14 protein-coding genes are annotated in these 14886 nt (G+C 41.7%); 5 read left to right on the forward strand and 9 right to left on the reverse strand.

Annotated features, from left to right (window positions below; all coding sequences use genetic code 11):
• Nucleotides 1-86: 86 nt before the first annotated feature.
• The gene (locus HPT25_RS06475; protein WP_173070941.1) at nucleotides 87-1703 is read left to right on the forward strand and encodes an SWIM zinc finger family protein; all 1617 of its coding nucleotides are present in this window, start codon (nucleotides 87-89) and stop codon (nucleotides 1701-1703) included.
• A 371-nt stretch (nucleotides 1704-2074) separates the two neighbouring features.
• On the forward strand, nucleotides 2075-5059 hold the full coding sequence (locus tag HPT25_RS06480) for a DEAD/DEAH box helicase (RefSeq protein ID WP_173061630.1): 2985 nt from the start codon (nucleotides 2075-2077) through the stop codon (nucleotides 5057-5059).
• 258 nt (nucleotides 5060-5317) lie between these two features.
• Here the strand turns inward: HPT25_RS06480 and HPT25_RS06485 are convergent, their stop codons facing one another.
• On the reverse strand, nucleotides 5318-6427 hold the full coding sequence (locus HPT25_RS06485) for a 3D domain-containing protein (RefSeq protein ID WP_173061633.1): 1110 nt from the start codon (nucleotides 6425-6427) through the stop codon (nucleotides 5318-5320).
• Between the two features lie 121 nt (nucleotides 6428-6548).
• Entirely contained in the window at nucleotides 6549-6947 is a 399-nt protein-coding gene (locus HPT25_RS06490) for a hypothetical protein (RefSeq protein ID WP_173061636.1), read from the reverse strand.
• 204 nt (nucleotides 6948-7151) lie between these two features.
• Between HPT25_RS06490 and HPT25_RS06495 the strand changes: the two genes are divergently transcribed.
• Entirely contained in the window at nucleotides 7152-7580 is a 429-nt protein-coding gene (locus HPT25_RS06495) for a helix-turn-helix domain-containing protein (protein ID WP_217269647.1), read from the forward strand.
• Nucleotides 7581-7777: 197 nt separating this feature from the next.
• On the opposite strand, the gene HPT25_RS06500 is transcribed toward HPT25_RS06495, so the two are convergent.
• The gene (locus tag HPT25_RS06500) at nucleotides 7778-7999 is read right to left on the reverse strand and encodes a hypothetical protein (protein WP_173058271.1); all 222 of its coding nucleotides are present in this window, start codon (nucleotides 7997-7999) and stop codon (nucleotides 7778-7780) included.
• On the reverse strand, nucleotides 7989-8363 hold the full coding sequence (gene ssb, locus HPT25_RS06505; RefSeq protein ID WP_173061642.1) for a single-stranded DNA-binding protein: 375 nt from the start codon (nucleotides 8361-8363) through the stop codon (nucleotides 7989-7991). Before ssb ends, HPT25_RS06500 begins: the two co-directional genes overlap by 11 nt.
• A gap of 244 nt (nucleotides 8364-8607) precedes the next feature.
• Here ssb and HPT25_RS06510 point away from each other — a divergent pair, with 244 nt between their 5' ends.
• Nucleotides 8608-9042, forward strand: coding sequence for a YwpF family protein (locus HPT25_RS06510; protein WP_173061645.1), 435 nt, complete (start codon nucleotides 8608-8610; stop codon nucleotides 9040-9042).
• Nucleotides 9043-9083: 41 nt separating this feature from the next.
• On the opposite strand, the gene fabZ is transcribed toward HPT25_RS06510, so the two are convergent.
• The 4 genes from fabZ to spoIIID all read right to left on the reverse strand — a co-directional run bounded on the left by fabZ (nucleotide 9084) and on the right by spoIIID (nucleotide 12115).
• Nucleotides 9084-9515 carry a 3-hydroxyacyl-ACP dehydratase FabZ gene (gene fabZ / locus HPT25_RS06515; RefSeq protein ID WP_173061648.1) on the reverse strand — a complete coding sequence of 144 codons (432 nt, stop codon included), beginning with the start codon at nucleotides 9513-9515 and terminating at the stop codon, nucleotides 9084-9086.
• 109 nt (nucleotides 9516-9624) lie between these two features.
• Nucleotides 9625-9951 carry a DNA-directed RNA polymerase subunit beta gene (locus tag HPT25_RS06520; protein WP_173061651.1) on the reverse strand — a complete coding sequence of 109 codons (327 nt, stop codon included), beginning with the start codon at nucleotides 9949-9951 and terminating at the stop codon, nucleotides 9625-9627.
• A gap of 703 nt (nucleotides 9952-10654) precedes the next feature.
• On the reverse strand, nucleotides 10655-11656 hold the full coding sequence (locus HPT25_RS06525) for a rod shape-determining protein (RefSeq protein WP_173061654.1): 1002 nt from the start codon (nucleotides 11654-11656) through the stop codon (nucleotides 10655-10657).
• 186 nt (nucleotides 11657-11842) lie between these two features.
• On the reverse strand, nucleotides 11843-12115 hold the full coding sequence (gene spoIIID, locus HPT25_RS06530; protein WP_007086083.1) for a sporulation transcriptional regulator SpoIIID: 273 nt from the start codon (nucleotides 12113-12115) through the stop codon (nucleotides 11843-11845).
• Between the two features lie 639 nt (nucleotides 12116-12754).
• On the opposite strand from spoIIID, the gene HPT25_RS06535 reads away from it, so the two are divergent.
• Nucleotides 12755-13099 carry an MGMT family protein gene (locus tag HPT25_RS06535; protein WP_173061657.1) on the forward strand — a complete coding sequence of 115 codons (345 nt, stop codon included), beginning with the start codon at nucleotides 12755-12757 and terminating at the stop codon, nucleotides 13097-13099.
• Nucleotides 13100-13883: 784 nt separating this feature from the next.
• On the opposite strand, the gene spoIIQ is transcribed toward HPT25_RS06535, so the two are convergent.
• Nucleotides 13884-14795, reverse strand: a complete 912-nt coding sequence (gene spoIIQ / locus HPT25_RS06540) for a stage II sporulation protein SpoIIQ (RefSeq protein ID WP_173061661.1) — start codon at nucleotides 14793-14795, stop codon at nucleotides 13884-13886.
• Nucleotides 14796-14886: the final 91 nt, after the last annotated feature.

Consider the following 14886-nt stretch of genomic DNA (forward strand, 5'->3'; position numbering starts at 1 on the left):
ATTTACACTCCTCGATTATTGAAATATTGGGTATAATAAAGGAATATGTTATTTTTCGATTAAAGGGGGCCGTGGCCTTGGAGTCGATGGTAGAACGGGAGCAAATACAGGGCCTTGCCGATGAATTAAAGGATTATCTGTATTCCAATGTAGTTGAGGATGCAAAGCTGGTGCAAAAAGGATTGGTGTTATACCGTCAGAATATGGTAACGCAACTTCAGATAGCGGAAGGTACAATTACCGCCACTGTGCAGGACGTCATGCCAGCAAAAGTGAAGCTGGAGACGACCTTTTTGGCTGCAAGTGATTGCACCTGCCCTGGAGAGGGATTGTGCCGGCACCAATTAGCCGTATTTTTCAGTGCTTATGCGCGGATTGGCAGTGTGACGGATTGGGTATCCGAGTGGCGGGAGCCGGTTCGCGAGCAGAGGTCTGCAGCCAGCTGGGGTCTGCAGCGGGCAAAGGATTTGATTAAAAACAATGGAGTGCTGGCTCCTAATTACGAGCGGTGGGTGGAAACGTTTGAGTTGGGCTTTGAAACACTTTTAACTTCGAAAAAATACACCAGCCCATTTGTTGTGCCGGAACTTTTCGGAATTTATCAGCGGCGAATTCGGGCAAGCGCACCTGTTGAGCAAGAATGGAGACTGTTGTATGAGCTGGTCAGTACAGTTGTTTCTTTTCGCAAACTGGCCGAATTGAGTGAACAGCTGGGCCATGATGAGGAGGCGGTGAATCGCGCGTATCTTCATTTGTTTCATAATATGATGCAGGATGCGGAGGATTTGACGCGAAAAATCAGCGTCCAGGCTATGCCTTTTGCTTTTGATGAATTTATTGTCAAGTTGAAGGTCGATGTCCTTGTACTGCTGACGTGTACCGCAGCCCTAGAGTATGAACGGATTTATTTGTACCGGTTGCTGTGGCGTGAACTTTTTAGAAAAAAGGATTGGTTGGAGGAAGAGATTTCCTTGGTTCGCAACCAGTTCCGCGTGCTAGAGGAAGGAAAAAACCCTGTTCCGTTGATGGTTGCCGAGATTCATTTATATTTTTTACTCCAGGATGATGAGCGGGCTTTGAAATTGATTGACAGTATGGTAGATGAATTTAGTGTGCCGTATTTGTCCTATTGGGTTGAATATTTATCCGGGTTAAAGGCGTGGAAACGGGTGCAGCCTTTGATTGATTTGTTTCTCCAAAAGGCTAGACGTTATTTGGAAGCCTTGGACGAATACCGTAGTTGCGCTGTTTTTACAAGGGATTTGCTGCGGGCGATGACGCCGTTTTGTGCGAACAATAATCGTTTGGACTTGTACGAGCGGGCACTGCTTGCAACACTGCCTTACAGCTTTACAGACTATGAATATTTTCTGTTTGAGCGCGGCCAATACGATCGCTGGGGTGAACTTCAGGCATTTGTCGGCTTCAACTATTATGATTTGCCAAAGGAGCGCGTGAAAATTATTGAGAAGGATCGGCCAGAAGTACTATTGGGCATGCTCCACCAGACTGCCCAACGTGAAATTGACCAAAAAAATCGCGCCAGCTATCGCATGGCCGTCCGTCACCTCAAAAAACTCCGCACCCTCTACAAAAAACTAAAACGAAACGATGACTGGGACTACTTCATGACAGAACTTCTCGAACGCACCAAACGCCTAAGAGCCTTCCAAGAAGAATGCCAGAGAAGCAAGCTCATTTAATCTTTAATGGTGTCACTTTAGTGGTGTCACTTTAATAGTGTCAGGCACCGCTCGTGGACATTTTACCGTTTTTGTCCATGTGGGGTGGACAATTTTGGGTTTTTTAGTGGATTTAAGAACAGGCTACTGAGAATTAGGTAACTATGTGGATCATTTAATCCATTTCTATTAGGTTTTCGTTCGAATGAATGTTTCATGGGATAGGATTGGGTTGCTCGCCTGGTTTTTGACCGCATGAAGTTTTCATGCTGCTTCCCTACACTGGGTGCCAATCTTTTAGAAAGGTGAACATTTCCTACTATCATAAAAAATAATCAATTACATATTATGTTTATTTACTCGCACCTCAAATTAAAGGAGCGCGCAACAATATGCTTAAAACTAGATACTTGAAATTAATGACAACTAAAATAGCGGATGGCCGTTTTCTGCTTAGCGCTCAGGATATTTACGGCACTGACCTTCATCCCGCCGCTTGGAAAGATCTTGTATTCAGTAATCATGAGGAGAGTTTTTTTGGTACTATTCTCGAAAGTGAAACGGCAAATGGGATTGAGGGGGTGGCCGTAAACGGCTGGCAGCTTGTCTCGCTTTTTGCCAAGGAGTCCTTTAACCGTTTTATTGATTGGGATTGGAATGAGCAGGCAGAAATCTGTTTGGCTGCTGCAGATTCGCTATTTGAAGGGATTGTGGAAAAAGACTGGCTGCCGGACTTTTCGGCATGGGAGAATGATCACTTTCATTGGAAGCTCCCAGAGCGGGTAAAACAGGAATTTGACTCTTCCTTTTGGGAGCAAGACGTGGATGGAACCCCCGATGGCAGCCTTAAAGCGAAAGAATATCTTTCTGATTTGTACAATTGTGCTCTTGATAGCTATTTAACGAGGAATACGGCAATGAAGGAACTCTTTGGGCCAAAACTCGACTTATTGAAAAAACAAAATATTTCCGGAAGTGAATTGGCTCGCTATTTCGACGAGGATAGCTGGCTCGAATGGGTAGGAATCAAAGAAAGCGAAATACCATTCACGATAGGGCTGCGGCTGGATGAGCCGGAAGATGGCGAAGGAGACTGGTCGCTAGAGGTTTTTTTGAGAGGGAAAAAAAATCCCGACGACCTGTATGATGTGGAAGATGTAAAACACATTCCTGCTAAATGGCGGCCTTTTTTAGATAAAGTAGATCGTGAAGAAGTCCGCTGGGTTCGTTTAATTCCTTGGCTTGATGACGACCATACAGACGGTTTGGCCTTAAAATCGGAACTTTCTGAGGAAGAAGCGTGGCTGTTTTTAACCGAAGCTAGTGAAACTTTGGTAGCACTTGATGTAGAAATCCTCCTCCCTTCCTGGTGGCAGGCGATGAAAAATGCCAACCTAAAGGTTAAAGCATCACTGAAAGGTACTTCGAGCCATCGGCCATCGTTTGTTGGACTGGAGGCCATGCTGGATTTTAACTGGCGTTTTTCCATGAATGGTGTTGATCTTGCCGAGGATGAATTCAGGAAGTTGGTTGAGGAAAAGAGGCGGCTTGTTTACGTACGTGGCCGCTGGGTCAAGCTCGATCCCCAATTTATCCGGCAAATTCAAGATTTAATGAAGCGGGCAGAGAAGGAAGGCTTACATGTCCGTGACTTGCTCGAGCAAGAGTTATTCGACTCTTCCGATGCGGCAGAAGATGAGCTGGAAAATACGAAGGCCTTTGCAAAAATCCAAATTGAACTGAACCAGCAATGGCGGAAAATGGTGAAACAGCTTTCCGAAGTGCATGAAATCCCATTGTCTGACCTGCCTTCCGAGCTGAATGGTGAGCTGCGCCCTTATCAGCAGCTTGGCATGAGCTGGCTCTGGTTTCTAAGGCAGTACGGCTTCGGCGCTGTACTGGCTGATGACATGGGGCTCGGCAAAACAGTCCAGCTGATCTCTTATCTTCTTACAGTTAGAGAAAAGGAACCGATACCTGACACCCCTAGTCGAGGTTTGTCTGCGGCACCTGAAGCTGAACAAGCAGAAAACCTTAAGTCGTCTGTGGTGCCTAACACCAAAACTTCCCGCGGGAGAAAATCGGAAGTTGCGCCTCCGGCGAAACCGCCGATCAAGGCTGCGTTGATAATTTGCCCGACCTCCGTGCTGGGAAACTGGCAGAAGGAGCTCGAGCGGTTTGCTCCGAAGTTGAAGGTGTATTTACATTACGGTTCTAACCGTCAAAAAGGAGAAGCTTTTACTGATCAAGTTCAGGCAGCAGACGTGGTTCTCACATCCTATGGCCTTAGCCATTTGGATTCTGAGGAATTTGAGTCTGTGTTATGGAGTTCGATTGCTATTGATGAAGCGCAAAACATTAAAAATGCTCAGACCAAGCAATCCAAGGCTGTCCGCAGACTGCACGGCCGCCACCATATTGCCTTGACCGGGACGCCAATGGAGAACCGCCTATCTGAACTGTGGTCAATTTTTGATTTTACCAATCACGGCTACCTTGGAAGCTTAGGTCAATTTCAAAAACGGTTCATTATTCCAATTGAAAAAGATGAAAAAAAGGAAAAAATTCAGCAGCTGCAGTCGCTAATTCGCCCCTTCCTGCTTCGACGTACGAAAAAGGACGAAGAAGTTGCTCTCAATCTTCCAGACAAGCAAGAACAAAAAGAATACTGTCCGCTGACAACTGAACAGGCATCATTATATGAACAGTTGATTCATGATACATTTGCCGAAATTGAAAAACTGACAGGATTCGAGCGCAAGGGGTTGATTTTGCAAATGCTCAGCAGATTAAAGCAGCTATGCAACCACCCTGCCCTTTACTTAAAGGAAAAAGCAGCTGGCCGACAGCTGCTTGAACGATCAAATAAGCTGGAAAAACTGATTGAGCTTATAGAAGCAGTGTTAGAGCAAGGAGAAAGTTGTTTAATTTTTACACAATACATTGAAATGGGCGAAATGATCCGGAGTGTGATGAAAAAGAAATTCGGGGTAGATGTACCATTTCTGAATGGCAGTGTTTCGAAGACGCAGCGCGACAGTATGATTGAGCGATTCCAAAACGGAGAATTTCCGGTATTTCTGCTGTCCCTAAAAGCAGGAGGAACAGGATTGAACTTGACCGCTGCCAATCACGTCATTCATTACGACCGCTGGTGGAATCCAGCCGTCGAAAACCAAGCTACCGACCGGGCCTACCGTATCGGCCAATCTCGCTTCGTCCACGTGCACAAACTCATTTGCACCGGCACACTCGAAGAAAAAATCGACGCCATGCTGGAAAAAAAGCAATTTCTCAACGACCAAATCATCCAAAGCGAAAACTGGATCACCGAACTATCCACCGACGAACTCAAAGACCTGGTTTTCTTAGGATAAAAAAGGGTTGGTGTCAGGCACCGCTCGTGGACAATTCAGCTATTTTGTCCACCTGGGGTGGACAGTTGGCGGGCAGCTGCTATTTAACTATCCAGTGATATTATTCATTAAAGAGTTAACTATTCGTTATACGAAAGGGAATGTTTGTTCTATAATTTTCTTATAGCAAACGTTCCCTTTTTGTGTTTTTGTTTTGATATGAAAAATGGCCCCGGGATTTCCGGGGCCAATCTCAATTAAAATTTATTAGATTTTATTCTAATTTAGTATTACTACTTTTACGACTTTTCTTCCCCAAGCTGCTGCCTGACCTTTGGTTGGAACTAGGACGTCAATTCGGTTTCCAATGATTGCTCCACCAGTGTCACCAGCAATCGCAACGCCGTAGCCTTCAACCCAAACTCGTTTTCCAAGCGGAATAACAGATGGGTCAACCGCAATCAATTTCATATTCGGATTGGCTCCAATATCATAGCCTAATTTTGTTATGTGGCCCGAATCATATGGCGTATAGGCAGTTGCTGTAACATACAACTCTTGCCCGCTAACGTCTGCATCCGTGGAAGTCTGTTCCGCAGAGGACGTTGCTTGTGCTGCTCTTGCTGCCGCTTCTTCTTGAGCAACTCTAGCTTGAATATCCTTCAACTGAGATTCAATACCAGCTTTCTGTTGTTGAGCAAGGGCTTGCTCTTTGACAATTTGATTATATTTATTTTGCATATCCGCCATAGCCTGCTTTCTTTTTAGCAGGTTTTGGGCGAGCTCCTCTTGCTTGCTGGCTAATACCTTTTGCTGATCTTCTAAAATTTGTTCCTGATGATCAATTACTTTTTTATCATCCTGAATTTTCTGAAGATCATTTTTCTGTTCCGTTAAAATATTAGTATCAGCGTCCATTATGGCAGAAGCCGCGCTGGCACGCTGAATAAAATCAGAGATGCTTTTAGAATCAAACATAATACTGATAAAAAGACTAACATTGTCATTTTGCTGAAGTGCAATCGCCCTTTTCTTCATAACTTCCTTACGGGCCAGGATCTTGTCTTCGCGGTCAACAATCTCCTCTTTCTTTTTTTCAATCAACTGTTGTGTGGCATCCATTTTCTTCTGGGTGGCTGCCATTTCCTGTTGATTACTAGTAATATAGCTATTAATTGATTGCAATTCTTGTTGTATACTTTCTATTTCATTATTAACGGATTGTTTTTCCTGTTCCTTTTGGTCTACAATGCTTTGCTGCTGCTCTAGCTGCTGCTGAACATTATGTAAGGCATCACTGCTTGTTTGCGCATAGGCACTCATTGAACCGGATGCGCTCAACAAGATTGTAAATATCATGAGAATTATACGCTTTTTTGTCAATTGCATATGCTTCCCTCCTTATAGCATAGTTATAACAGACGAATGTACCAGTTATGTTACAAAAACATTAAAAGAGTATCACAATTTGTCTTATAAGGGGGGAAACCGTCATGAACATGGAATTTATTTATGTCATTTTTCTTGATGAACACGTTTTTAATATCTTTTTCGAGTTATTTCGAATTACATTTTCATGAGGGAATCTGCCTAAGAAAGTTACCTTCTTTCCTTCCATTAGGACAAAATTCGTAACAGCATCATAGACCTCCTCTTCCGTTAGCTCTCGATTTTCTTGTATAATTTGTATGGACTTTGGGAAACAAATAATTTGAATGTCTCGGTCACATAAATAAATTGAATTGTGACCTTCTTCACAAAGGTGAATAGTTTGATAAGGAGAGTTACTCATTAGTTGAGGTGACTGGTGTGAGAGTAAAACCGCATCAGAAAATTTTGGTTTCCTTAATATTTTCAATCCTGATTTTTTAGACATCTCTCCAATAAATATTAATTTTTTATTCTTCATGTAAATACTTTCCTCCACATTCGACATAGTTTTACAATATTGCATATTATTCGACGAAAGCTTTTCATTTCCTTTTCAAGTCCAGTTCATAAACCTTAATATTTAGCCGTTTGTGCACAAATTTCAAATTAAAGTTTGTGCACAATAAGCACAATTGAACTTTACCTTCATTTTTCTCGCTAAGGTTAAAACAGGACTTGTATTATGGCGGTGAAAGGAATGTCAATTGCGAAAAAACTACGTATGCTTCGCGATAAGCAAAATTGGTCACAGGAAACATTAGCAAATTTGATGAATATGCATCACTCGACAATTAGCCGGTATGAAAGAGGGAAAAGTATCCCTGATTACCAAACACTGTTACGGTTTGCCCAAGTATTCAAGGTGGAGAAGGATTATTTAATACAAGAGCTACGCCCACATGAACACATATCAGCCGCTCCCGGTTTCATTGCAAAAGAAAGTCAAGACGATCCTGACTTTACACTCATTCAGCAGATGCTTCAAACAGAACCTGCTTTAAAAAAGGCATTGGTGGAACTCTATTTAATGCCTCCAAAACGGAGGGCATTTTTTGCAGATGCGATTGCAGGATTAATAAAAGTAAATAAGCACCACAAGGATAAGATGTAAAATTCCTTGTTCACTTAAGTTTGATAGGAAAGGTTTCTTTCCTATCAACAAAAAATTCCAGCCTAGGGCCGGAATTGGAATAATGAGGATCTAATTCGTAGAGTTACTTGAATTTCTCTATCGGAGGAAACCTTTCGGAGAAAAGAAATAACATGGGGAGATTTTTTTTGGGGCCCATCCAAAGTTCTACAAAAAGCTTAAAGGTCTTTCAGTAAGTTCCCGCGTCTCTCATTCAATATTCCATGGCAGATTTTTATGCGGCTCCTATCTCCAGGCCTCAGCTGCTCTTTTATAAGCCATTCCAGCTGAGTAACTCGTGTTTGCAGGTTATCCATTTTTTGATTGGTCTTGCCCACCATTTTAATCAGGCTCTCAAGCATCTGCTCCAATCCCTGATTGTTTTCCTCGCTAGACTCCAACTGAAACACTCTCCTCTTTCTTTTCTTCAGTGCTTACACTTTGAGGCCTTGAACTAAGGAAACGAACTGACTCGGCAACAACCTCCGTGATATACGTTCGTTTGCCCTCCCTGCTTTCATAATTTCGTGTCTGCAGTCTTCCTGTAATTCCAAGCACCGATCCTTTCCTGCAATATTTACAAGTATTTTCAGCAGCCTTTCGCCAAAGAATACAATGCACAAAATCTGCCTCAATCTCTCCATTATGGTTGCGAAAACTGCGATTAACGGCTAAAGTAATTTGGGCAAAAGGGGTTCCTTGTGGTGTAGAACTCATTTCCGGATTTCTAGTCAATCGGCCAACAAGTATCACTTGATTGATCATCGTACATCTTCCTTTCCGTTTGATGATTTCATCTTAGCCTCGCACCATTTCCTTGTAAAACAGCGAAAAGGTCATTTTCGTCGGGGGGATATGAGAGAAAGACGGTTTTTCGAAGTGGTTTTTGTCACTTTTGCTTGGACTCATTTCGACTAAAATTGCTTTTCGCCATTCCAGCCAATTTTTTTCGACATTTTCTTCTTAAAGGCGTATGTTATAATTAGGAAAAATAACAGGAGGTTCGGGGATGAAGACATTTAAATTGTACTCATTAGAAGTTGTAGAAGATGACAATTCAGTTGAGGTCCCACTAGTTGGCGGCCTGATTCTCAATAAGGAAGACGAACACTCCACCTGGCTGATGGAAGCTTATACTGATCTTTCCCTATATGAATATTTCAAAAAAATTTATGATGAAAATCGAGAAGTCATCATTGAAGCTGTCATTACGAAAAAAGAAAATGCTCCCGCTTTTTTTCAAACCAAAATTTGCACGCTATTAAAATTCGAGAAACAAATTAGTGTATTGTTTGAGGGGCATCTGAGACGAAACAAAAGCGATTATTCTGAACTGTTACTTGAAAACCTCGTTCAAAAAGGGTTTGAAGGGCAAGACTTGTTAAATGAATTCAAGGAAAAAATGAAAAGTAAACCGAAACTAAAGATCCATAGCAAATACTAAAACGGAAGAAGGGACAGACCGCCAGTCTGTCCCTTCTTCTATTACTTTTGATCCCCTAAGGCAAATGTAATTTCTGCTTCACAAGCAATCTCGCCGTCTACTGTAGCAACAGCTTTTCCTTTTCCTATCGGTCCGCGTACCCTGACCATCTCTACTTCCAACCGCAGCTGGTCACCGGGTTTCACTTGACGTTTAAAACGGCAATTGTCAATTCCGGCAAAGAAAGCCAGACGGCCGCGATTTTCTTCCTTTTTCAGTACAGCCACTGCCCCAACTTGTGCTAGTGCCTCCACTATTAATACGCCTGGCATAACCGGGTATTCTGGAAAATGCCCATTGAAAAATTCTTCATTGGCGGAAACATTTTTTATACCAACTGCACGTTTACCCTCTTCCACTTCCAATATCCGATCCACCAACAGGAAAGGGTAACGGTGTGGAATAATTTCTTTAATCTGATTAATATCTAGCATTTTTAGTACCTCCTCCTAATAACAAGTATTATATCCTATTGTACTATTAAGTACACGCAAAAGGGAAGGCATTTTAACACCTCCCCTTCAACCAAACGCACGGCTGCACTTATTTCTTTTCCACCAAATCGCGGATATATGTCCAAGTGGATACTTTAAATACATCGGAAACCTTTCCGCCCCCAAGTCCGCTGTAACCAACAACAGCCCCTATCATTAGACTCACAAAAATAAATACAGCCAAAAGAATAAGACGCAGCCAAATAGGGATCAGACGGATTCTTACTCGTCCTTTTTTCCGATCGACTGCTTGATTCTCGTCCTGTTCCTGTACCTTTTTTTCCTCCGACTTATTCACTTCCAGCGCATCATATTTTGCCTTTTTATAATCTTCCCTGGTTGAAATCCGCTCTGAGTTAAGGTTATTTATAGACATTGTTTATTCCCCTTTAACTGATTCCGCTCCACTCACCGCGCCGCAGAAATCAGTGAGTTATACATATTATAACCATTTCTAATTTAAAGCTATTTGAAATAAATGCCTTATTTTACTCTATTATAAAAAATTATACATCATTACACATTAACATTTTGCAGAAAAACGTCATTTAGTGGAAAAAGTGTGCAAATTTTGAAAGTTGGTATATTTGCCGGTTTTTAAGTCTTGGCTATGTTATTGATTGGAGCGGATGGCACGAGGCCTTCTGGAAGAGACTGAGACTGGCCCTTCACCCGTAGGCATGTGTTTCAATATCCTGCGGGAGTACAGGGCTAAGGGCCAACTTAGCATGCTCCGCGAACCGTTCATGCTGAGAGCGGAAATCAATAGCCAAGATTAACGAGAGGCCAATTCATAAAAAAATCACTATTTAAAATGCAATAAAAAAAGCCCAATGACAAAGGCGTGTCCAGCCCATTTCATTAGACTTTTGCATTTTTTATTTGTATGATGTCATACAACTTATTAAAAGGATGGACAAATAAGCTAACCCCGTCAAGTTCTGATTCAAGTCAATCTGAAAACTTTGGTAAGATAGCTTTTTTAAAAACTACCTATTTCCCGCTTTGAGATCTGACTGTCCTAACTTTACGTTAGGAAGTCGTTTCACAAGGGATTAACCTATTATTCCACTTTTTAATTATCCTAATTTCCGATTTGGAATTCGGTCAATATTATCAAGCATAACGCCTGTGCCAATCGCTACACAGTCCATTGGATTTTCTGCTACCAATACTGGCACTTTTAATTCTTCAGCAAGCAGCAAATCAATACCATGGAGTAATGCCCCACCGCCAGTTAAAATAACGCCGCGATCAATGATATCTGCGGAAAGTTCAGGTGGTGTGCGTTCTAAAACACTTTTAGCAGCTTGTACAATGACAGCAACTGATTCGCGAAGAGCTGATTCAATTTCCTCGGACCGAACCGTTATGGTGCGAGGCAGACCGCTTACCATATCACGGCCGCGGATTTCCATTTCCTCGGAACGGGAACCTGTGAATACGGTGCCGATATTGATTTTAATATTTTCTGCTGTACGCTCCCCGATTAGCAGCTTATACTCGCGTTTGATGTAGTTTAAAATTTCCATGTCAAATTTGTCGCCAGCCATTTTGATGGAGGAAGAAGTCACGATATCGCCCATTGAAAGTACCGCAACATCTGTCGTTCCTCCTCCGATGTCAACGACCATGTTTCCACTTGGCTGGAAGATGTCCATACCGGCGCCAATAGCCGCCACTTTTGGTTCTTCTTCCAGATACACTTTTTTCCCGCCGCTCTTTTCAGCTGCTTCCCGAATCGCTTTTTGCTCAACGCTTGTGATATTTGTTGGGCAGCAAATTAAAATGCGCGGCTTTGATAGAAAACCTTTTACATTTAGTTTGTTAATAAAATGTCTTAGCATTGCTTCTGTTACATCAAAGTCAGCAATTACGCCATCTTTTAATGGACGGATAGCTACGATGTTTCCTGGTGTACGTCCGACCATGCGGCGCGCTTCTTCACCAACTGCTAAAACTTTGTTTGTATTTTTGTCTATCGCTACAACGGAAGGCTCGTTTAATACAATGCCACGGCCCTTCACATGAATCAATACGTTAGCCGTTCCTAAATCAATCCCTATATCCCTTGCAAACATTCTCTTTCCTTTCCTCCTCAAAACGGATTCCTCATGCTTTCCTAATTGAATATTGTACCATATTCATTAAAATTTCCATAACGTTTTATTTAAAACGTTGTAAATTTTTGATGAAAGTTGTCGGAGTAAAGGAATTTAAGAGAATAAAAGCTTGTTGTAAGGTGAAATTAAACATTTTTGGAAAAACTATTTAACCGCCTCACCCTCCTTTTCTTCTTTCTGATATTTCATTTTAGTCGCCTCGCCGCCCCGTAAATGGCGAATGGATTTATGATAATCTAAAATTTCTTTTACCTCGTTTGCAAGTTCAGGATTAATCTCAGGAAGCCTCTCTGTCAAATCCTTATGGACTGTACTTTTGGATACGCCAAACTCCTTCGCAATCACGCGAACCGTTTTCCTCGTCTCCACGATATACTTTCCAATCTTGATAGTCCTCTCCTTGATGTAATCGTGCACACTCTCGCCCTCCCTAAATTGGATGTGAGACATGTGAAATGAGACCCGCTTATCACTTCGACGAAATACTGCTTCCGTTGGTGTCAGGCACCACCCGTGGACAAAACCAACGTTTTGTACGTCTCCAGTGGACACCGAATTGATATGTATCAAATATGGTGTCGGGTTGGTGGTGTGTGGCACTAAACGGCAGAAAGTTTGTACTTTCTGATCATACGATGAATAATCATGTCCATGGCTGAATACCCGCTAACTTCAAACGACTCCTCACCTCAAACACTCTCTTTGTAAAGGTTTGTAACATTTTATTAGCTTGGATACGGGTTTATGCACAAAATACACAATCGGGACAAGGGTCTACTTGAGTTTTTTGATAAATTGGACATCTGATCATTTTTTCGACATTTATCAGGATTTCTCTAAATGGGGTTTGCTGTTATGTTTCAGTTGGTTTTTTCCGTTAACTTCAAATATTTCCCGAGAAATTTGTCGATAAAAAGTTCACAAAAAGAATTAGTAAAAAATACTTTCAACCCATTATTTTTGGAGAACTACTTGTAAAACTAAGGCAGCCAGCATGGCTCCCACTTGATTTTTTGTTGATGTATAATAAATTTATCTTGGAGGAGGAATTGAATCGTGACACCTTTTACACAGAATGTAATCGAAATCATTCGAAATATCCCTGAAGGCAAGGTGATGACCTATGGACAAATCGCCGGTCTTGCTGGAAGTCCCAGAGCTGCCCGTCAAGTCGTCCGCATCCTTCATTCTATGAGTAAAAAACATCGGCTGCCATGGCACCGTGTCATTAATGCGAAGGGCCAAATTGCACTGCAAGACGACGAATCCTATCATGATCAGCTACTGTCTCTTGAAGCCGAAGGGATTGATGTTGGCCTTAATGGAGTAATAGATTTGATAAAATACCAATGGAATCCATCTATACAAGAATTGCAATCAGATGATAACTTCCTCATTTAAAAGAAAATGATAAACAGAACTCCTTTATGCATTAAAGATCTAGGCAACAGTTGAAACCAGGCCATTCGCCGGGTTTCCACCTGTTTTTGTATTTGTTTAGTCTTTAATGCGGTGTCTGACACCCAAAATACCACTTAACCAAAGCGGCAACAAACTGTCAAAGCTATTTAAAAATTAATCTTTTATTTAGAACCATAACACCACATAATAATACCTTGATTTTCTCAAGAAGAACGTACATCGCAAATCTTTATCAAATTCAAACTTAGCCCCGATGCCCAGACTGATGGAGGCAGTTCATACCTACATTACCGATCCTGGCATATATGATGTAAGCTTGACACACGCCGTTAGAGGCTTTTGAGAGTCCTCCTGGAGCGTTTTATATTCATCCGCTTAAAAAACCCCGGCCAACGCTCATTTGGATCGAATGAAAGGCGCTGACAAGCGCTAGAACTTACCTGCATCGCCTCAGCCAAACCTTCCGCCCCTCTGCCATTATTTCGCCTGTAAATGTGAATCATTTGTAAGTTTGACGTCTTATCCGTTCACTATTGGCTTCTCTCAATCAACGTTTCCTAGCCATCTTTTTTTAAAAATGAATCACTTATACGTTGGTTGCCCCTCTTGTTGTACATGAAGTAGCTCTCCAGCCTCTTTTTCTAGAGATGTTTTTGCTGGTATAACCTTCCCCATTAAAGTGGTGCGAAGGTCATTACAAAAAAACACAGATGACTAAAACAAAAAAAAGAGGAAGGTATTCCCTCTCCCCTTTATTGCCGTTTTATGAGTTTGTGTTGGTGTCTGTCATGTCACTGTTTTGGTCATTTGAGCTGCCATCTGAGTTTTTGTCAATGGATGGTGTGTCGGTTGAGCTGCCATCTGAGTTTTGATCAATAGATGGTGTGTCAGTTGAGCTCCCTGATCCTGAGTCGTCAATTTTTTGTTGGTTTTGCTTTGCTTCAGGAACTTCTGTTGATTGTTTGGCTTTGTCTCCCGAAACGCTTTCTTCCGCAAGTGTACTAACAGGCTTGTTTAAATAGTCTGCTGGATTGACTGCGACGCCATCTTTGCGAATTTCAAAGTGCACGTGTGTTCCAGCCTTTTCGTTATACAAGCTTTGTCCAGCCTCAGCAATAACATCACCTTGTTTTACTTCATCGCCAACTTTGACTTTAATGTCTTTAATGGATTGATATTGTGTTACAATACCTTTTTCATGCTCAATTTCAACCACATTACCAAGTACGGAATCTTGATCGACACGTGTAACAGTTCCACTTAAAGATGCTGTCACATCAAAAGTTTTCTCGTCTTTTCCTGTAATATCAATTCCTGTGTTTGGCTGATACGTATTATTGTAAAATACTAAAGCTGATTCTTGATCTGCCGGCTTGCCATTAAAATCATAGAATTTCATTTTGATAACAGCTGAGCCAGGATCTTTAACCGGCATTTTAAAGTTCTCCAACGCTTTGTTTACTTCAACTGACGGCTGGTTGTACTTGCTATTTGACAGGTCACCTGGCTTGTAGCTGTATTTGTCAGTATTCGTGCTGCTGGATTGATACCATAGAACTCCGGTTAAAATGATTGCTGCACTTGCAATATAGATGGCTGGAAATACCCAACGCTTTTTGAAAAAGCGTTTCACTTTAGAACCTTGAGAAGATCGTTTGTTTTCTTCCTCTCTCATTTTCATCACCTCAGCAATCATTCTGAACAGATCAGTAGAATTATATACACTTGTCTGAAAAATTTTTTGAAAAAGTTATTTTTCGACAGTT

The organism is Neobacillus endophyticus (assembly GCF_013248975.1).
Classification (GTDB): domain Bacteria; phylum Bacillota; class Bacilli; order Bacillales; family Cytobacillaceae; genus Neobacillus; species Neobacillus endophyticus.

Excerpts from the sequence above, each read along its gene's own strand:
- HPT25_RS06475 (WP_173070941.1), top strand. The coding sequence starts at position 87 with ATGGTAGAACGGGAGCAAATACAGGGCCTTGCCGATGAATTAAAGGAT.
- HPT25_RS06480 (WP_173061630.1), top strand. The coding sequence starts at position 2,075 with ATGCTTAAAACTAGATACTTGAAATTAATGACAACTAAAATAGCGGAT.
- HPT25_RS06485 (WP_173061633.1), bottom strand. The coding sequence starts at position 6,427 with ATGCAATTGACAAAAAAGCGTATAATTCTCATGATATTTACAATCTTG.
- HPT25_RS06490 (WP_173061636.1), bottom strand. The coding sequence starts at position 6,947 with ATGAAGAATAAAAAATTAATATTTATTGGAGAGATGTCTAAAAAATCA.
- HPT25_RS06495 (WP_217269647.1), top strand. The coding sequence starts at position 7,152 with ATGGCGGTGAAAGGAATGTCAATTGCGAAAAAACTACGTATGCTTCGC.
- ssb (WP_173061642.1), bottom strand. The coding sequence starts at position 8,363 with ATGATCAATCAAGTGATACTTGTTGGCCGATTGACTAGAAATCCGGAA.
- HPT25_RS06510 (WP_173061645.1), top strand. The coding sequence starts at position 8,608 with ATGAAGACATTTAAATTGTACTCATTAGAAGTTGTAGAAGATGACAAT.
- fabZ (WP_173061648.1), bottom strand. The coding sequence starts at position 9,515 with ATGCTAGATATTAATCAGATTAAAGAAATTATTCCACACCGTTACCCT.
- HPT25_RS06520 (WP_173061651.1), bottom strand. The coding sequence starts at position 9,951 with ATGTCTATAAATAACCTTAACTCAGAGCGGATTTCAACCAGGGAAGAT.
- HPT25_RS06525 (WP_173061654.1), bottom strand. The coding sequence starts at position 11,656 with ATGTTTGCAAGGGATATAGGGATTGATTTAGGAACGGCTAACGTATTG.
- spoIIQ (WP_173061661.1), bottom strand. The coding sequence starts at position 14,795 with ATGAGAGAGGAAGAAAACAAACGATCTTCTCAAGGTTCTAAAGTGAAA.